The 18384-nt window shown below is 36.5% G+C and carries 15 protein-coding genes and 1 pseudogene; 7 read left to right on the top strand and 9 right to left on the bottom strand.

The features are described 5' to 3' along the window. Positions 1-114 precede the first annotated feature (114 nt). On the bottom strand, positions 115-243 hold the full coding sequence (locus ACJ004_RS22700) for a hypothetical protein (protein WP_410895406.1): 129 nt from the start codon (positions 241-243) through the stop codon (positions 115-117). A 250-nt stretch (positions 244-493) separates the two neighbouring features. On the opposite strand from ACJ004_RS22700, the gene ACJ004_RS22695 reads away from it, so the two are divergent. Both ACJ004_RS22695 and ACJ004_RS22690 read left to right on the top strand, forming a co-directional pair. After that, a complete protein-coding gene (locus ACJ004_RS22695) occupies positions 494-1030 on the top strand; it encodes a cupredoxin domain-containing protein (protein WP_410895405.1) in 537 nt (178 codons plus the stop codon). A 1-nt stretch (position 1031) separates the two neighbouring features. Beyond that, positions 1032-2471, top strand: coding sequence for a cbb3-type cytochrome c oxidase subunit I (locus ACJ004_RS22690; protein WP_410895404.1), 1440 nt, complete (start codon positions 1032-1034; stop codon positions 2469-2471). 70 nt (positions 2472-2541) lie between these two features. Here the strand turns inward: ACJ004_RS22690 and ACJ004_RS22685 are convergent, their stop codons facing one another. Beyond that, complete coding sequence (locus ACJ004_RS22685) at positions 2542-3702, bottom strand: cation:proton antiporter (RefSeq protein ID WP_410895403.1); 1161 nt, start codon at positions 3700-3702, stop codon at positions 2542-2544. Positions 3703-3914: 212 nt separating this feature from the next. After that, complete coding sequence (locus ACJ004_RS22680) at positions 3915-7322, bottom strand: hypothetical protein (protein WP_410895402.1); 3408 nt, start codon at positions 7320-7322, stop codon at positions 3915-3917. 199 nt (positions 7323-7521) lie between these two features. On the opposite strand from ACJ004_RS22680, the gene ACJ004_RS22675 reads away from it, so the two are divergent. Next, positions 7522-7998, top strand: a complete 477-nt coding sequence (locus ACJ004_RS22675; RefSeq protein ID WP_410895401.1) for a hypothetical protein — start codon at positions 7522-7524, stop codon at positions 7996-7998. Positions 7999-8039: 41 nt separating this feature from the next. Here ACJ004_RS22675 and ACJ004_RS22670 read toward each other — a convergent pair whose 3' ends face one another. The 3 genes from ACJ004_RS22670 to ltaS form a co-directional block, all read right to left on the bottom strand. Next, complete coding sequence (locus ACJ004_RS22670; protein WP_410895400.1) at positions 8040-8552, bottom strand: HD domain-containing protein; 513 nt, start codon at positions 8550-8552, stop codon at positions 8040-8042. Positions 8553-8732: 180 nt separating this feature from the next. Continuing rightward, positions 8733-9635, bottom strand: coding sequence for a thermonuclease family protein (locus tag ACJ004_RS22665; RefSeq protein ID WP_410895399.1), 903 nt, complete (start codon positions 9633-9635; stop codon positions 8733-8735). A 76-nt stretch (positions 9636-9711) separates the two neighbouring features. Further along, positions 9712-11661 carry a lipoteichoic acid synthase gene (gene ltaS, locus ACJ004_RS22660; protein ID WP_410895398.1) on the bottom strand — a complete coding sequence of 650 codons (1950 nt, stop codon included), beginning with the start codon at positions 11659-11661 and terminating at the stop codon, positions 9712-9714. 516 nt (positions 11662-12177) lie between these two features. Between ltaS and ACJ004_RS22655 the strand changes: the two genes are divergently transcribed. Together ACJ004_RS22655 and ACJ004_RS22650 are read left to right on the top strand one after the other, a co-directional pair. Next, on the top strand, positions 12178-12357 hold the full coding sequence (locus tag ACJ004_RS22655) for a hypothetical protein (protein ID WP_410895397.1): 180 nt from the start codon (positions 12178-12180) through the stop codon (positions 12355-12357). Between the two features lie 101 nt (positions 12358-12458). Continuing rightward, complete coding sequence (locus ACJ004_RS22650; RefSeq protein WP_410895396.1) at positions 12459-12638, top strand: small, acid-soluble spore protein, H family; 180 nt, start codon at positions 12459-12461, stop codon at positions 12636-12638. Between the two features lie 207 nt (positions 12639-12845). On the opposite strand, the gene ACJ004_RS22645 is transcribed toward ACJ004_RS22650, so the two are convergent. Both ACJ004_RS22645 and ACJ004_RS22640 read right to left on the bottom strand, forming a co-directional pair. Beyond that, positions 12846-13007: a hypothetical protein gene (locus ACJ004_RS22645; RefSeq protein WP_410895395.1), complete on the bottom strand. Its 162-nt coding sequence runs from the start codon at positions 13005-13007 to the stop codon at positions 12846-12848. A 68-nt stretch (positions 13008-13075) separates the two neighbouring features. Further along, the gene (locus tag ACJ004_RS22640; RefSeq protein WP_410895394.1) at positions 13076-14224 is read right to left on the bottom strand and encodes an acyl-CoA dehydrogenase family protein; all 1149 of its coding nucleotides are present in this window, start codon (positions 14222-14224) and stop codon (positions 13076-13078) included. A gap of 276 nt (positions 14225-14500) precedes the next feature. Here ACJ004_RS22640 and ACJ004_RS22635 point away from each other — a divergent pair, with 276 nt between their 5' ends. After that, positions 14501-15997, top strand: a complete 1497-nt coding sequence (locus ACJ004_RS22635) for a nitrate/nitrite transporter (RefSeq protein ID WP_410895393.1) — start codon at positions 14501-14503, stop codon at positions 15995-15997. A gap of 151 nt (positions 15998-16148) precedes the next feature. Here the strand turns inward: ACJ004_RS22635 and ACJ004_RS22630 are convergent. Continuing rightward, positions 16149-16406: pseudogene (locus ACJ004_RS22630) on the bottom strand (transposase); the annotation flags it as partial. A 593-nt stretch (positions 16407-16999) separates the two neighbouring features. On the opposite strand from ACJ004_RS22630, the gene ACJ004_RS22625 reads away from it, so the two are divergent. Next, complete coding sequence (locus ACJ004_RS22625) at positions 17000-18301, top strand: MFS transporter (protein WP_410895392.1); 1302 nt, start codon at positions 17000-17002, stop codon at positions 18299-18301. The last annotated feature ends 83 nt before the right edge of the window (positions 18302-18384 follow it).

The following is an 18384-nucleotide window of genomic DNA, read 5'->3' as shown; positions in this document are numbered from 1 at the left end:
TTGAATCAACGTTCTTGCTGTTATTAACAACCAATTTTTTGCATCTAAATAATAAAAAATGCCTCCATATAATATGAAGGCATTTTAAAAATTATCACTATGAAAATATTATTTTTACCAATCTCGGGTATTTTCAAGTAGAAGGTCAATTTCAACTTTTTTCACTTTTTGATTGTTTTTCTCAGATGTTAGATTTGACGTTGCTTCTAGTAATTTGTCGATATCGATTAATACAATTCCCATTTCTAACCTCCTGAATGTTAGTCTGTTTTTCTTTGATAAATTATTCGACTTTTTCATCAAAGTTATGGGGGTACAAATTCAATTAATCTTAAAAATTGAAAAGAAGCCTTGTACTTATTTGTAGATAACTAGTGAAGGTATGATATTATTCACTAATTTTTCATAAAAAGGTGTTTACAATTGTAAATGAAATTAAACAAGTGGTTGGGGGACTTCTTGTTTGATTATTTTTTATTTGGGAGGGTTTATTATGTACCAATCAATCGCGTGGTACGCTACATTATTTTTAGTTTTCCTTATTGCACTTGCCTTTTCGTTTGTGTACGGGGAATCGAGAAAATTAAAAGAGTATGGACCTATTCAAGAAAAGGGCTATAAAATTCGCAAGTTTTATTTTCTAGGATTACTTGCCATAATGGGGTTTGCATCGGCGATCTCATTAAGCAAACTTCCTTACCATGATCAGCATGTTCAAGCAAAAGAGAATGGCAAGGTTGTTGATGTTACTGGATTACAATTTGTATGGGAATTGAGTAATGAAAACTTTGTTGTGGGTGAACCCATCCAGTTTCGGGTCACTAGCAAGGATGTAACACACGGATTTGGACTTTATGATGAAAAACTTCACCTAATTGCCCAAACACAGGCAATGCCAGACTATACAAATACTGTTTTCATCACATTTGAAAAACCAGGAACTTATAAAATTATGTGTTTAGAATATTGCAGCACAGGTCACCATGTCATGATTAAAGACATTATTGTAAAGCCGAAAGGAGGCAAATAAAATGGAAAGTAAAGCTCGCATTCAGATTAAAAAAGGTGTTGCTTTTTCATTAATTGTTACCTCTATGGTGCTAGTTTTAATGATGTTTTTCGGAGTAATGATGTTATTAAATCAAGGGAACATTGTAAAAATTTCCGCCCAATTGTTTTATAAGGTAATGACTATTCATGGAACAGGAATGATCGGAATTGCCGCATTGGGCGGAAGCGCTATCATGTGGTACTATTTATCGAAATATATTTCTTTGAATCCGAAGGTTTTCTTTACCAACCTCATCTTATCTTTAATTGGTGTGGTTATGATTCTATTCGCTATTTTTGTTTTTAACTTTTCGGATGGATGGACGTTCCTTTATCCCCTGCCATCCGCATCAGCAAAACTAAATGGGTCAACAGGTGCCTTATTATTTTTATTTGGGCTGTTACTGATAGGTATCGGCTATTTAGTCATGTATTTTTATTTAGCTGCAAGATTTATCAAGGAATTTGGCGGTTTAGGAAAATCTCTGGGCTGGGATTATATTTTCAGAGGCAAAAAGGGATATGGACCGCCTGCTGCTGTCGTCGCGACAACAATGGTTATCATAGCCAATTCCACTGGAATCTTGGCTGGTGCTACAGCCATCGTTGAATCGATTATAAATATCCTTTATCCTAAGTTAACGTTCGATCCAATGCTTGCTAAGCACTTAACCTATGCTTTTGGTCATATTTTCGCTAATTGTACTATTTATATGGCAGTCATTGCTGTCTATGAGATTCTCTCTGAATATACAGGGCGTCCATGGAAATCGAATAAAGCCTTTCTGATTGCTTGGAATTTTTCCACCCTGTTTACCTTAATGATTTATACACACCATCTATTAATGGACTTTGCCGTTCCAAGATGGATGTTGATTATTGGTCAAGTATTTTCATATGCTAATGGTTTACCAGTAATGGTGGTAACAGCTTATGGCGCTTTAATGATAGTTTTCCGCTCAAGCGTTAAATGGGACTTTGCTTCAAGTATGATGTTTTTAGCAATGTTCGGGTGGGTTGCTGGTGCTGTACCAGCCATCATTGATGCTACAATCGTTGTGAACCATGTGATGCATAATACGAAATGGGTACCAGGTCATTTCCACACGTATATGGGAATGGGTGTTGTTGCCATGATATTCGGTTTTATGTACTATTTTAATAAAACTGAAGGAAAACATAAGCAAACGGGAATTGATAATCTAGCCATCACCACCTACTTTGTTTTCTTTGCAGGTTTAGCAGGCTCGTTCCTATATGCCGGAAAGATAAGTACACCTCGTCGCTGGGCTGAACATTTACCAGAGTGGACTGGATCGGATCAGGTTGGCGCATTGTGCGGTATTTTTATTATCATAGCTGCAGTTATTTTTACAATAAGATTTATTAGTGGTTTAAGAAAGGTAGGGTCTCTGTCATAGTAATAAGAATCCAGCCAAAGAAACATTGGCTGGATTCTTGATTCTACTTTAGTTATTTTCCATTTTAAATTCATGCTGTGTGTTTTATCTGAGTTTGTTTATTACCTTGGTTGAAAAAATACTTCATCAATGGCGGTGTAACGATGGTTGTAACTAGTACTACTATGACTAAAACGGCAAAAAGTTCTTGGTTGATTAGTTTAGTTTCTAATCCAATCGTAGCAATAATTAATGCAACCTCCCCGCGTGAAACCATGGCAGCTCCAATTCCAAGTGAATTCTTCCAAGAAAACTGTGCTGCTTTTGCCCCCGCGGCCGCACCGAGTAACTTGGTTAAAATAGCAAGGATACTAAGGCCAATCATCAGTCCAATATGTTGAGAGATTCCGTCAAAGCTTACTGACAGACCAATCGAGGTAAAGAATATAGGCACAAAAATAGAATAACTAATGGTTTCCACTTTCTTAAATATTTTTTGTTGATAATCTGTCTGACTAATAGCAATTCCAGCGATATAAGCACCAATAATACCAGCAACACCTGTTAATTCAGCTGCATAAGCAAATACGAAGCAAATAATTAATGCACCCGTGATAAGCGATTCTGTGACCTTTAATGGGGCAAATTTCTTTAAGAGCCATGGAACCACCTTCCAAGCTACTAATATTGCACCGATGAAAAAGAGCACCTTTTTCATAATCATCATGCTTAAATTCACCTCGCCGCCGGCCATACTCATTAAAAAGGCCAAAGCAATAATTACAACGACATCATCAATGACTGCTGCACCTAAAATGGTGGTCCCTTCTTTTGATTGGACCATATTTAACTCTTTAAGTGCTTGGACTGAAATACTAACACTTGTTGCGGAAAGCAATAATCCTAAAAATGCTGCTTCGATTGTTGTCAAATTCATCAACATCCCTGCCAGGAAACCAAAAAATAAAGGAACAATAATTCCGCTGATCCCCACAAAGGTTGATGCCTTCCATGTACGTTTAAATTCTTTAATATCAGTCTCCATTCCGGCAATAAACATTAACAAAATGACGCCAATCTGGCTTAGTTCTTCCAATGTTTTCGTATCGGATACGATACCTAAAACGGCTGGTCCTAAAATAACCCCAATTAGTAATTTTCCCAAGACCGAGGGCTGACCTAATTTAACACTTATATCTCCTGCAATCTTTGAGGCAAATAATATAATCGCTAATTCTAAAATGAATTCCATCGAATTACCACTCCTTTTATACAAAAATTAAAAGGGCCGTTTTTTAACAGACCCTTTTTGGAAAACAAAACAAAAAAAGCCCGTCAACCAAGGGACATAGTAATCCCTTGGTGACAGGCTCCTCCAGGTAAAGCATTTATTTTATTAATACTATTATAACATTTTTAATATTAAACTTCAATGGTAATTAAGTTGGACCAGCGTCCCCATGATTAATCCCACTTTTTCATTTTATCAATTATTTTTTCTTTCAGGATCGTGATAAAGGTTGTTTCACCCTTACTCACTTTTTGCTTATTCCACTCATTAAAGCTTGCAACCGTTATTAAGATTAGTCCTACAATTAGTAAATAGAACCACCACGGCATATTCCCCCAGTAAGGTCTTGTTTGCAGGAATACGTTTAGTAATAAGACGCCCGCTCCCACAAAGAAATATGATTTAATTTGTAAGAACATCCCCGCCATCATCGATACCAATGAAAGCGTTCCTATAATAATTGCATCATAAATTGTGTTACTCGCTAGAGCATCTTGAATTAATAATAGCGAAACGATGATAAGAACTCCCCATTGGATAGCTTTCGTGATAGCAGCATATCTTCCCTTTAAACATCGTCTGATGAAGATGATTAGAATAATAAATGGAAGGACAATCACTTCGCGCTCCCATAGCGGTGGAATATTAAGCTTAGCCATGATTGAATAGTAGGGTTGTAATAAATAAGCGCCACCAAGTATCGTTAAAAGGTCAGAGAACTTTGCGGGTACTCTTTTTCTTTGCAGCAAAAAGGACAACGAGATCAGTATGCCTGGCAGGGCATGACTCCAGATGTTTTGATTCTCGAAACTGTACATAAACGCAAAAAACAGCAAGGAAACTAGTGTGTATCCATCTATTTTTGTCTGAAGAATTTTCGGACCATTTATGATTAGCCTTTTATAGACGAATTGTCCAATAATCGACAGAACTATCCCTAAACCTCCTGCAAGGAGCATTTTTTGCAATCCATTTAATTCACCAAGCAGTGTAAATTCAATAGTAGCAATAAATGTAAAGATTAATGGAATGACCCCTAGAACATCCCAGTTGATTTTATGCAAATAAAACAGTGTCCCAGATGAATAGGCAAGCGTGATAAGATATGGCAGTATATCAAACGGATAAGTTATCATTGTAAATACAATCCCAATCATCGAAAATGGGATTAAATAATAAGCTGTCCGTTTCTTAAATTCATCCTTGGCTAATAATGCAAATAGAAGAATAATACTACTTGTAATTGGAAATTCATAATATCCAAAATAGCGATTGATTACTTGATCTAACCCAGTTGAAACAATTAAGAATAAGGAAGTAAAACTGCCATAAAGAAAACCTTTGATTTTCCATTCTACCATAGTCAATTTTGTACTAAAAGCATAAACAAACAACGCCAAGATAAACCCGTAAACGGATTCAGTTTGAAAAACAAACCATGAAAATAAGAGCGCAAATGGATAGAGGCTGTGTCCTACCCATCCAAACGCAAATGAAATGTTGAAGTCATTTCTCCGACATAGATAAGCAATCAGAAGCATGATCACTGCACCGGTAGAAGCAATTAATGAGTTCATTGTATGACTGAAAGAAATTTTCAGCATCATTGCTTGGATGATAGAAAAATACGTAAGCAGTGCTGCTGAACTCACTAAAAAAGGGACCCATTTCGTACCTATTTTTTTATACAAATAATAATACATCCCGATTCCAACTAATAAAACAAGTGGTTGAACCCAAAGATGATTCATCGGATTAAACAAAGCATGGAAAATGGCAAGTGTATAGAATGCCTGTGAGGTATATAAAGATACTTTATCTATCTCCTTTTCCCCTGCCTTTTTCCAAAAAAAACCTGTAAATAATACCAAGATTGCCCCAATAGCAAAATTCATTCCATATCCATATTCATGAAGATACACAGAATAGTTACTGTTAATTTCTTCTCCAAAAGCTATGATAGCCAGACCAAGTAAACTTGGCATAATCCATAGTGCTACTTCCTTTAGAACAATCCTTGATTCCTTCTTATAGACTAAATAAGCAGCAACCATAAATAGTATTAACATGACACCTAGTTCCCACCATAATAACATCGAAATACCCGTCATCATAGCAAGCGCCATAATCGACAAGCCCACATCTCTTGAAGCTGTCTGAATAATCTTTAGGTACTTTGAAAGTAGTGTTATACCCAACAGACTAAATAGGATCAAACCGGTGATGGATAACTGCAAAGAAAAGTTGACCATATCGAAAGGTTTGGTCAATAATGCAATCATTTCATACATACCAGAGGCAGCAAAAACCGCACTTAAATACGGAAATAACCTTCTTGAACTGTGATGGGACAAATAAATAAAGTTAACTGCAATAATAAAATAAGCAAGCATAAGCACAACCGATGGATTCCCTGCACGGAAAAGAATTCCTTCGAGACTTATGTAAATAAATGCCAAACCAGAAATCACAGCACTTGTATATTGGAAAGCTTTATTTAATGTAAACTTATCATTCAAGACCTTAGGAACGAAAACCATCCCAAACCCGATAAGAGCATAGACTATTTCTCCAAAATAATCGAGGAAGCTATGCTCAATTAACTGATAGGCGCCATAAACAATCATGATACTAAAAATAAAATGATATTCTTTACGCCCGCTCACATACATCATTGATAAATAGATAATAGCTGTTAACAACAGATTGAAGCTATATAAAACCTCATTATCGTATAAAAAAAGCATAAACAATGTACACAGAACGAGATTTACCTGGACGTAAGGAATGAACTCATTTGTAAATAATTTGAATGATTCCTTATGTTTTAACTTGTGATAAACAAAAATGAGGATCGCATTGAAAATCATCATCCCCATGTAGAAGAAATCGATCTTCAGATGGAAGCTTGCTAAAAGAAAAGCCATTCCTAATGATATCGAAACAAACGAGAACCAAACAAATAAACGTGAAGCTAAGTTTTTTGCAAATAAATAATAAACAATGACTGGAAGCAAACTACCGAGCGTTCCGAGAAGATAACGTCCCTCTCCAGTGATGGATAAATATGGTCCTAAAAGCTCAAACCACCCAAGTGAAAGGATAAAAATAGGTAAAAACAAACTTCCAAGGACACTAAAAGCAAACGCAGTCTTTTCTATTTTCAATATTTTTTTCGTTAAAAAGGCAATACCGTAAAATAATAAAGCTACAATTGCAATCGATCCACTTTTCATGATACTCGTCATGGATTCCCAATTACTTGTGGCTACAAACAGCCCCCCAATTAATAAGAAGATCACCCCTATGTTCAATAACCAGGTAATATTTCTTTCACGAATTTCTTCTGGTGTCTGTGTTTTCTTCACTTTTTGAGGTTTTTGCGTAACTAGAATTTGGACCTGTGCACTTTTTTCAATTACAGGAGGTTTTGACTCCATCTCTATTAAATCCAAATGGTATTGATAATGTGCTTTTGCAACCGTGTCGACTATGGCCTCAGAAAGGTATCCCTCCTCTCTTAGTGCGAATAACTCTTTTCTAAAAATTTTCCGCTGCTCATCCCGTATATTCGAATCCATAAACTCTCCCCGCAATCATACCAAAATGGTCTTTCTTCCAAAATTTTCTTTATGGTGTAATTTTACACCATTTAATGATATTTTTCCATTATTTTCTCAAAAAAACGAATCTCTCAATAATACTTTTCTTAAAGAATTTACGTTTGGGTAAAATATCTGTATGATGAAAGAAGATTTACTTAAATAGACGGAGGAAACTATGCTTACCTATAATGAAAAATTAGCGATTATTGAATCATTCCCAGAATTAGAACGAAAGAATGTTTCGCTGGGACGAGTCAATTTTCAATTCGAAGACAGTGTCTCAGATAAGAAAAACATTGTTTATCACTTACATCCAAATGGAAATGGTTTTGTTTATGCTGGACAACTAGACAATTATGATACGGATGAAAAAGGGTTGGTTAATATCCGAGATTTCACCGAAGATCAACTACGTAATTTGTTAAAAGAAGCCATTCAATCCCTCTCACCGGTCGAGAAATCTACTGGAGAAGAAGCCATTATTGGGGATTCGAAAGAGGAGCGCTGGGTCGATAGCGAAAAAAATCTCCTCATTTTAGTTGAAGAAAATGAATCTTGGAATATCTATTTTGGGTTAAATCTTGATAATACCTTTGATACCTATGAGGAAGCTGAGGCATTTTTACAAGAAGAGGGCTTTTCTAGGAAGTAGACCTATAACAAAGGCGGCGCATCAATGGCACCGCCTTTTCTTTATGCAAGTTCTTTGTCGATCCACTCATCAAGGCGGATAATGCTTTGTTTAGCCCGTTCATATTCAATCGTTCGATAATGATGCATGCCGCCTTCTTCTTCATCCTTTTCATCGGCCCATTTAACAATTTGCTGTAATGGTGTCCGGACAATATCGTTGGATGGCAAAAATGAGTCTGTATGAAATAAAATGGCGAGTGCAATCGTCTTGGCTTTGATTGGATTTTCACCAAGACGAATCAGGAGCTTATGCGCCCTTTCCGCCCCCTTTATGGGGTGAATGTCATTTTGTTTGTATAAGTCATAATCCCATTTTCCATTTTTATACCATGTATAGTGACCCATATCATGGAGAAGTCCTGCTTTTGCGGCAATGTCAACATCCAGTTGATGCTCTTTCCCTAATTGAAAGGCATGGTAAGCAACAGCAATCGCATGGGCAAGACCTGAACGGTTCAAATATTTTTGGGCAATATGATGTTCAAATATACTTAATAAGGTAACGTCTCTCATGCGATTTCTCTCCTCACTTTATTAAAATAATATATTTTTTTTATTATATGCTAACAATTGGTACATGGCTAATTTTTTTATATTAGTCTGTTGATTGCAGCGAAGGGCGCTTCGCTTTCCGCTATTTTAAAAAAATGCAGCAGGCATTTGAATGCCTGCTGCTACTTATTACAAATTATTTTATCGTTTCGACTTTCGGTAGCCTTCATCCTGTGCTTCTTTTTCTGAACAAAACCAGATGATATTATCGGTGGTCGAATCATAATAATTACCGCCAGGTACATGATAGATATGTGAATTCACATTTCCCTTTATTTTCCCCTTACAATCTAAGTTGGTTTCTTGATCATCACTTGGGTTATTTTGGTAGTTGGTTCCTGAGGATGTATTAGAATTTGCAGCTTTTTCATCCACACCTTTAGCATTTTCTGTGTTATACCCATCATCTAGTGCATAATTTTCAATTGACCAAATGCCCACACCCTTTTTTTGTGCTTTCTTTTGGATTGCATAAAATTCATCAACATATTGCGTATTGGGTGCATAAATATAGGCAACTCGGGCAAGGCCTTCCTCAAGCAGCATTTCATTAAACATTTTTCCATTAACGTAAATATAGGCTAGTAACCGCCCATATTTATCTCGTCCTCCACCAAGCCCTGGTTCGATTTCGACTTTGGTCCCAACAGAGAGAATTTTCTTTGTATACTCAGACGCCTCCGGACCAAAAGGCTGAACTCCTAACCTGGGATGATGTGTCTCTGGCGTATCCACACAAAGCATTCTTACCTTTTCAATTTTCCCATTTAAGTTTATATCTACAGTATCCCCATCGACATTCTTTACAATGGTCGCAGGAAGTAATTTCTTATTCTCCATTTTTTGTTCAGCTGTTTGGGATTGAGATTGTGTAGATGTTTTTGTATCGTTCGTTTCATTGGTATCCACTTCGTAGCGTTTCGCATTAGAAGAGGTGTTTGTATCACTTGTTTCGCTAGTGGTGTCGCTACCGGAACACCCTGTGAGTATGAAAGATATACTTACGATGATTAAGATGATTAATTGAAAAAATCTATTGTTCATTGATAATACCCCTTTAAGTTATTCCTTTGTTGCAAAAAAAAGAGAGAAGTTAATGCTTCTTCTCTCTTTGACCTTGTTATTTTTCTTCTGTTTCTGTGTTACCTTTTGGACCTAAATATTCATAATCATTCGGGTTGATTGGTGTGTATCCCTCTGGCTTATAGAATCGTAGTAAGTCTTTGTAAACAATTTCATCAGACATTTTAAGCTCCATATTAACTTTGCTAGCTACATCCTTACATGTATTACTATCTTCTAGTAATTCACCTGTTGTTGAGGAGTAACATTTTTCATTAATCTGGATAGCATCAGATGTTACAAAGTCACCGTTTCTAAATAACGCCCAATTACGGTGTTGTTTAGAAAGTAAGTCTGAACCAAATTCCATATAATCTTTGGTATCTATTCCTAATAAATGAAGAACCGTTGGACGGACATCTACTTCTCCACCAACTTGGTGTTGAACTCCACCTTTAACGCCAGGTACGTGAATAAATAATGGAACACGCTGTAATTTTGCATTGATTGCGGGTGTGATTTCGTCAACACCCATAACCTTTGCCATTGCATCATTATGGTTTTCAGAGATCCCATAATGGTCACCATACATCACAATGATTGTATTATCATACATACCGTTAGCTTTTAAATCATTAAAGAACTGTTCAAACGCTTGATCCATATAGTTTGCGGATTGGAAATATTGGTTTACAACCGTATCCCCGTAATCCCCAGCAGGAAAATTTGTATCTTCCGGATCCATTTCAAATGGGAAATGGTTAGACAATGAAATAAATTTTGTATAGAACGGCTGCTTTAAGCTTTCAAGTAATGGAATAGATTCTTTAAAGAAAGGTTTATCCTTCATACCATAGTTTTTTGTATTTTCATCCGACATGCTGTAGTACTCTGCATCAAAGAATTGATCGTATCCAAAGGCTTTATAGATAACGTTTCGATTCCAGAACGTCTTATAGTTACCATGTAACACAGCAGAACTATATCCCTGTCCTTTTAGAATAGCAGGCATAGCTTGATAGGTGTTTTGAGCCTTGTTAACAAATACCGCACCTTGTGCCATCGGATATAAGGAATTTTCCATCAAGAATTCGGCATCTGATGTTTTCCCTTGACCTGTTTGATGATAGAAATTATCAAAATAGAAAGTATTATTGTCATGTGCTAAAGAGTTTAAAAATGGCGTTACTTCTTGCCCGTTAGGCATTTTATAATCAATCATAAAACTTTGAAATGATTCCATTGAGATATAAACAACATTCATACCCTTAGCTTTACCAAAGTATTTTGGATTTGGTGCTGCATAGTTTGCTTTTCGGTAGTTCTCAACGTCAGTAATATCACTGCTATCAGCCAACGCACGCTGGCTTGAAGATTTTATATTTTGAATGACATCATAAATTGTAAAATTGTACGCACCAAGGTATTTCACTAAATAATTTCGGTCAAAGGAACGTGACAACAGTTGTGGTCGATCCTTCTCAGCTAAACCTAAATTAAATAGAAAGGTAGTGATTGAAAATAATAGAACAATTTTATATGTTTTTCTGTTCGTTACCGTTACTTTCTTGAAAATCGTTAAAGCTAATGCGATTAAAATAAACATATCAGTAAAATAAAAAATATCAAATGGTGACATTAGTGAAAGTGCACTATCCCCAAGTTGTCCAGCATTCGTCTTCGTTTGCATTAACACTGGCACTGTTATGAAATCATTAAAGAAACGATAATAGGCAATATTTGCATACAATAAGAATGATAAAAAGAAATTTATTAAGATCATAATCAACTTTGAATGCTTTTTAAATAGAAGTGCTAGACCAAAGAAGAAAAGTGCTGAACTTAATGGATTTATCAAAAGCAAAAACTTTTGAAGGTTATTTTCTATACCTAGGTTAAATTCAATTTGATAAGCAGCATATGTTTTAATCCAAAATAATAAAACAGCCGCTGCAAAGAATGTAGTATGACTATTTTTTAATGTTTTAGGTAGTCTAATTTTATTCATTTAAAAAATCTCCCCTCACTTACCAATTAAGCTTCGGTAAACGAACCTCAATTACTATATCACATCTTTATTGAAAATAAAAACAAAAATCATGCTATTTCTACCTAATCTTATCAACAAAAATCTACATTATCTGCTAATTGTTCAGTCACTTTTCCAACCAAATCTTTAAATGTTGATAAATTCTTATAATCGTAAGATACCTTCTATTTCTATGTCATTTAATTGTTGGACATGACTATTTTCGTTTCCTCAATAATATAAGACGAATATGTTTTATTTTAGTTTCATTTTTTTAACCAAAAGTGGGATCTTTCCCTCAAATCCTAAACATTTATTGGTTTCAATGTGATTGAGTCGTCATTTCTACATATCATAAACCTGAAAGTATGAGGGAGCAATATGAATATAGTCTTATCTTTACATGTGTGAAGCTACAGATAACTTGAATGAACAAAGTAAACATTGGAAAGTATATACACAGAGGAAAGAAGAAAAAATTTAAAGGAGAATACTATGCCCAGAATAAGACCTGAGTTTACAAAAAGCTCCTATTTTGTTGATGAGCCAGGAAATTGGCATTTTAAACCTGGCGCTCCGAAGGAACTCCAAGCCGCCCTTGATGATTATCTCAATAGCTTGGGGGATGTGGATGAGCCAGGATCAATCAATGGGGTACATATCGACTATCCCTAGGAATGGATAAATGCCGCCATATAATAGAAGAAAACGATTACATCTCTGTTGGATTAGAATCGAAAAAGAAATAATCAAATAAATAATTAGGAGTGAATGTCATGAATGTTAACCGAGTAAAACAGATTTTGTCGTCTTCCGCCGATATTGAAGTCAAGTATAATGGTGTATCCGTATGGATTGACCAATTAAATGAGGATGGACGTACCGCTACAGTTCATTTACGCGGGCCATTAGAAGAACGGTCCATTGTTGAAGTAGGAGAGTTAATCGAAGAATAATTAGCTAAGGCTCTTTTCGTAAACTTTGTTGCTTTAGGAGCTTTTTAAGGGGCATTTACTAAGTTCCTGGGCAATTTTCGCATATGTTCTTACGAAAAGATGCCACGAAGCATATAGTTTTACGGGTTGATGAACCTATACGAAAAACAACAATCTATGCGAAAATAGCCTTAGCTAAAGAACAAAAGGCAGGATTGATTTCCTGCCTTATACCATGTCTTCATTTTCTTTTTCAATATCACTTGGCTCTGGTTGTACCCCTCGGACCATACCTTCAAGTACCTCTCTATTATTCCTACTCGCATCTTTCCCTGCACCTGGTGCCATATTGGCCATTGGAAGCTGTTCTAATTCTTTACCTCTTGGCATTCTCATCACTCCTTTTCCTTACAGTTAAGGTTTCCATTAAGGAGGAATATTAATTACCCAACTTTTGGTTAGTGATGAATAATGCTGTTCTTCGCTAATAATTGTAGAGTCATGTCATCCATTGGGGGATTATGAAGACCTGCCCGTACGTCCCGATAGTATCGTTGCAATGGATTACTTAATGAAAGACTTTTTGCTCCAACGATTCTCATTGCCAAGTCAACAATTTCAATGGCCAAATTGGTCACTGTTAATTTGGCCGCCCCTAAACTTGTGATCATATCTTCCCTACCATTTTCATTTGAAGAATCCCACTGTTTGGCCACTCCATATAAGAAGTACTCCGACTGCATTATTTTTAGCTCAATCTCTCCCAGTTTTTGTTGAACATTTGGTAAATCGATGATCGTTCCCACAATACTATTGGGGGAATATTCCTTTGCAAATTGAATGGCATATCTTTGGGCAGCTTTTGCTATGCCAAGATAACATGCTGGAATATGCAGAAGCCATCCATTAGCTTTTTTTCCGGCCGAACCAAACTCCTCGACCAAATGATCATCAGGGACAACACAATGATTCAATATTAAGTCATGACTACCTGTTCCCCTTAAAGCGATACTGTCCCAAGTTTCTTCAATAACTATTCCATTTGTTGTACGGGGGATTAGAAAATTTGCCACTTCAGCTGTCTCTTTAATCGTTGCACTGACAATAAAGAAATCGAGGACAGGAGACATGGTTGTAAATGTTTTTCTCCCGTTTATTATCCAACCGTTTTGACCTTTTTCTGCGGTTGTTTCCGGTCTTCCGCCACGAGTCGGGCTACCTGTTCTTGGTTCACTTTGAGCACTATTTATTAATGCTCCATTTTTCACATGCTCACACAGCTCCTTATAGACATGCTCCTTCCATGTGTTTTTTTCATGAAGATTCATAATAATTCCCATGTGCCATCCTATAGAAAGAGCTGTTGCTCCGTCACCTTCAGCAATCGTTTCTTGCAGTCGAATTAACTCATAAAGTGTTATTTCCTTTCCGCCATACCTTGAAGGTACAGTTAACGAAGTATATCCTGTATTTTTAAGGTCCATTATATTGGCATAGGGAAAGCTGCCATCAATGTCTATTTGATGTGCTCGTAATAGGAATTGTTTCGAAAGGCTACTCATAAGGTCAATTCGTTCATCTATAGTCTGTTTTTCTAGAAAATCCATTATGTATCTCCCCCATTATCTTCTTTTTAAGATTGTACATCTATAATACAGAAAAGATATACAATTCGGAAAAAATATGTAAAATGTAATAAACCTTTTTTCAAATCCTTCAAAAAAAATTTTTAAGTTTGTGTCAAATGTGTGTCATACCTCACTGAAAAACAACAATCTCTTGTTCTATAATACAAGAAGTAAATTTTTCCAAGCTGATGAACATATTTTATAACAAATGAATGAGCAAATACTAAAACAGCATGGAATTGAAGGGGGATTTTTATGAAACAAGGATCGAAACAACTATTTATACAAACTGGTAGCCTTGTTGCCGGTTTTATGGTTTGGGTACTTATATCATCACTTATGCCTTTTATCAAAGAAGATATAAATCTTACATCTACACAAATAGCACGGGCAACAGCCGTCCCTGTAATTCTTGGATCACTGCTTCGAGTTCCGATTGGCTATTGGACCAACCGCTATGGAGCTCGGCTATTATTTACATTCAGCTTCATTATACTACTTATCCCTATTGCGTTATTAAGTTATGCAAATTCCCTTCTTAACCTTATCCTTGGTGGATTATTACTTGGGATCGGCGGTGCTGTTTTTTCAGTTGGGGTTACCTCCCTGCCAAAATATTATCAAAAATCAAAGCATGGATTTATCAATGGAATATACGGAGCAGGAAATATTGGAACAGCGATTACTTCCTTTTCAGCACCGATACTTGCTACCTCATATGGTTGGAGAAACACCATAAAAATTTTCCTGCTGGTTGTTCTTATCTTTGCTCTATTAAATTTTATATTTGGTGATAGAAAGGAACGAAAAGTTAACATATCATTGCCAGACCAAATCAAAGATGTCTATAGAAATCCAAAACTATGGTTTCTTAGTTTATTTTATTTTATCACCTTTGGTTCCTTCGTCGCCTTCACCATATATTTACCATCATTTTTAGTAAATCACTTTGAATTAGATAAAGTCGATGCTGGCTTGAGGACAGCTGGATTTATTGCTTTGGCTACTATTTTTAGACCCATAGGAGGATGGCTAGGCGATAAAGTTAATCCATTTCTTATTTTAATGGCTGTTTTCTTTAGTTTAACTTTTGCAGGATTTCTCTTGTCATTTACTCCATCGCTGCCGATCTATTCATTTGGCTGCTTATTAGTGGCTTTCTTTGCGGGAATTGGTAATGGCGCAATTTTTAAATTAGTCCCATTATATTTTTCTAAACAAGCTGGAATTGTGAATGGTATTGTTTCGGCCATGGGGGGGCTTGGTGGTTTTTTCCCGCCAATTATTCTTACTATTCTCTTTGATTGGACTGGGCATTATGCAATTGGGTTTATGACTCTGTCCGAGTTTTCTTTAGCAAGTCTAGTTATTGTAGTTTGGCTTTATTACCAAGATAAGCTAGATATTTCTGCTAAGATAGTCAACCATGCTCTGGATGGCATTTGTGTAACCGATATTCATGGAATTATCCAAAGCGTAAATCCTGCATTCACAAAAATTACCGGCTATAGTCAAGCAGAGGTTGTCGGTAAAACTCCAAGTGTTCTTCAGTCCGGTGAACATGGCATTGAATTTTACAAAAAGATGTGGGCTAGTTTAAAGACAAACGGTGTTTGGGAAGGGTACATTTGGAATAAACGCAAAAATAATGATATTTACAGAGAATGGCTTACCATTACTGCCATTAAAGATGACGCAGGAGAAACGAAAAACTATGTAGGTATGTTTTATGAAGATAACGAAAAAGCATAGAAAAGTAGATTCAGATTGTCGAGAAAGGGTATTTTTCTCGGCAATTTTTTATTTTGTCAGAATCTAAATACTAAATTTATTGATTGTCCATGCAAATGGGCATGTTGATTTCCGCTCCGGGCACTCGCTTTCCGCGGGGAGGCAAATCAACTTAAAGGATTACAACACACTTTTTCCAACCTTGTATGTGTGTCACAATCTTTTTTATATTTTGGCAGGCTGCAGTAAGAAGAGCCTGTTCGCTCACATTCTTCAATCCCCGTAACCGGCAGTAGCGAAACCAGTGCAGCTCTTCCTGAGTCTCAATTTTTTCCTTTCTAAATGTATAATGGATTTTCCCTGATTTAGATAAGCGATTTAACCTTACCCTTTCCTTGTGCTCCTCCCAACTATGTCGTGTTACAACTTTTTACCTTATTTTTTGAGCGTCAATCAAACAAGGAAGATGTTCATCAGGTACCAAATCATTAATAGATACAAATTCATATTCACTTTGGCTAGACTCTTTTGGCTTGAACATTATTATTTATTAGTTGAGTTGAAGGTCTTATTGAAAACACTCTGTTGATTGGCGCGGAAGGCATGAAGACTCCTGCGGGAGTACGGGTCAGGGGAGACCCCGCAGGAGCGAAGCGAAGAGGAGGCTCCCCGGCACGCCCGCGGAAAGCGAAATGCCTGGAGCGCCAATCAACAGACCTGTTTAAAGTCTATATACCAATAATACTATAACGAATTAACGCGGTTGATCGTTGAAGTAATTGAATAAAATAAAAGGCTGACCAAGGGTTTTTTGACAACCTGAGATCTTCCTCAAGGAAGGTCTTTTTTTGTTAAGCAGAGAAATTATTACAACTTTTTGTCAACAACCCTGTGTTCACAGTTCGTTCACCGTTTTTGTGACGTACGTCACAAAATTCATGCTACCATCTGTTTTATATTAATATCACAAACAACACTTTCTTATAAGAATAACATTTGAAAACAATTTAGGGGGAAAAAATAATGGCCCGAATAAATTATTGGAATCCAGAAGACGAAAAATTCTGGAAAGCAGAAGGAAAAAAACATGCACAAAGAAATTTGTGGATATCTGTCCCATCATTGATGATTGCTTTTATTGTCTGGCAAATTTGGTCGGTAGTTGCAGTTAGACTTAACGACATCGGCTTCCATTTTACTGAAGAACAACTCTTTACACTTGCAGCTATACCTGGCCTTGTTGGGGCCACACTTCGCTTTGTTTATACATTCGCTGTGGGCTCGATTGGCGGTAAGAATTGGACCGTTATTTCAACGGCAATCTTAGCCATTCCGGCAATTGGAATTGGATTTGCAGTCCAAAATCCGGACACACCATTTTCTATCATGTTATTACTTGCAGCCCTTTGTGGTCTAGGCGGCGGAAATTTCTCATCTTCTTCAGCAAATATTAGCTTTTTCTTTCCGAAAAAAGAAAAAGGAACAGCGCTTGGTATAAATGGCGGTTTAGGAAACATGGGTGTATCAGTGGTTCAATTCGTTACACCGTTAATTGTTACTTCAGGCACTTTTGCACTAGTTGGTGGTAATCAAGTGTTAGCTAATGGTCAGAAAGTTTGGTTACAAAACGCAGCCTTTATCTGGGTTATACCAATTGTTATTTTAACACTACTAGCCTTGTTTAAAATGGATAATGTTCCTGGTGCTAAACAATCTGTAGGTGAACAATTTGTAATCGTAAAACGTAAACACACTTGGATTATGACTGCCCTTTATGTAGCAACATTTGGTTCATTCATTGGTTATTCAGCAGCCTTTCCGCTTCTATTAAGATCACAATTTCCTGAGCATATTTCACTTGCCTTCCTTGGTGCATTAGTGGCAGCAGCTGCAAGACCCGTGGGAGGATGGTTGGCCGACAAACTTGGCGGCGCTAAAGTAACTGCCTATGTTTTAGTCATCATGGGCATTGGCGCAGCAGGAGTGATTTACTTCCTAAATGGGAAACAATTTGCTGGATTCTTAGCAGCATTCTTACTTCTTTTCGTTGCATCTGGCATTGGTTCTGGCTCGACGTTCCAAATGATCCCTAACCTGTTTATTCCTAAAGAAGCAGCACCAGTCATCGGATTCTCAGCAGCATTTGCAGCATATGGTTCATTTTTTATTCCAAAGCTATTCGGATGGTCTGTTAAAGCAACAGGCACTCCAGTTACAGCCTTTTACTTCTTTATCGCTTTTTATGTCATATCATTTGCACTCAACTGGTATTATTATCAAAGAAAAGCTACAGCAACTAAATCACTTACACAGCAAGTCGGGTAATTCCGACTTGCTTTTTTTATAAGGCTCTATTAAAATTGATTGTTAATTTCTCCAGGCGCTCCAAACAACATATTGTTATAATC

Origin of the sequence: Neobacillus sp. 204 (assembly GCF_046562815.1) — a bacterium.
In the GTDB taxonomy this organism is placed as follows: domain Bacteria; phylum Bacillota; class Bacilli; order Bacillales; family Cytobacillaceae; genus Neobacillus.
This window is presented reverse-complemented; position numbering and strand designations above follow the sequence as displayed.

Coding starts and splice junctions, on each gene's coding strand:
- ACJ004_RS22700 (WP_410895406.1), bottom strand. CDS start 243: ATGGGAATTGTATTAATCGATATCGACAAATTACTAGAAGCAACGTCA.
- ACJ004_RS22695 (WP_410895405.1), top strand. CDS start 494: ATGTACCAATCAATCGCGTGGTACGCTACATTATTTTTAGTTTTCCTT.
- ACJ004_RS22690 (WP_410895404.1), top strand. CDS start 1,032: ATGGAAAGTAAAGCTCGCATTCAGATTAAAAAAGGTGTTGCTTTTTCA.
- ACJ004_RS22685 (WP_410895403.1), bottom strand. CDS start 3,702: ATGGAATTCATTTTAGAATTAGCGATTATATTATTTGCCTCAAAGATT.
- ACJ004_RS22680 (WP_410895402.1), bottom strand. CDS start 7,322: ATGGATTCGAATATACGGGATGAGCAGCGGAAAATTTTTAGAAAAGAG.
- ACJ004_RS22675 (WP_410895401.1), top strand. CDS start 7,522: ATGCTTACCTATAATGAAAAATTAGCGATTATTGAATCATTCCCAGAA.
- ACJ004_RS22670 (WP_410895400.1), bottom strand. CDS start 8,552: ATGAGAGACGTTACCTTATTAAGTATATTTGAACATCATATTGCCCAA.
- ACJ004_RS22665 (WP_410895399.1), bottom strand. CDS start 9,635: ATGAACAATAGATTTTTTCAATTAATCATCTTAATCATCGTAAGTATA.
- ltaS (WP_410895398.1), bottom strand. CDS start 11,661: ATGAATAAAATTAGACTACCTAAAACATTAAAAAATAGTCATACTACA.
- ACJ004_RS22655 (WP_410895397.1), top strand. CDS start 12,178: ATGCCCAGAATAAGACCTGAGTTTACAAAAAGCTCCTATTTTGTTGAT.
- ACJ004_RS22650 (WP_410895396.1), top strand. CDS start 12,459: ATGAATGTTAACCGAGTAAAACAGATTTTGTCGTCTTCCGCCGATATT.
- ACJ004_RS22645 (WP_410895395.1), bottom strand. CDS start 13,007: ATGCCAAGAGGTAAAGAATTAGAACAGCTTCCAATGGCCAATATGGCA.
- ACJ004_RS22640 (WP_410895394.1), bottom strand. CDS start 14,224: ATGGATTTTCTAGAAAAACAGACTATAGATGAACGAATTGACCTTATG.
- ACJ004_RS22635 (WP_410895393.1), top strand. CDS start 14,501: ATGAAACAAGGATCGAAACAACTATTTATACAAACTGGTAGCCTTGTT.
- ACJ004_RS22625 (WP_410895392.1), top strand. CDS start 17,000: ATGGCCCGAATAAATTATTGGAATCCAGAAGACGAAAAATTCTGGAAA.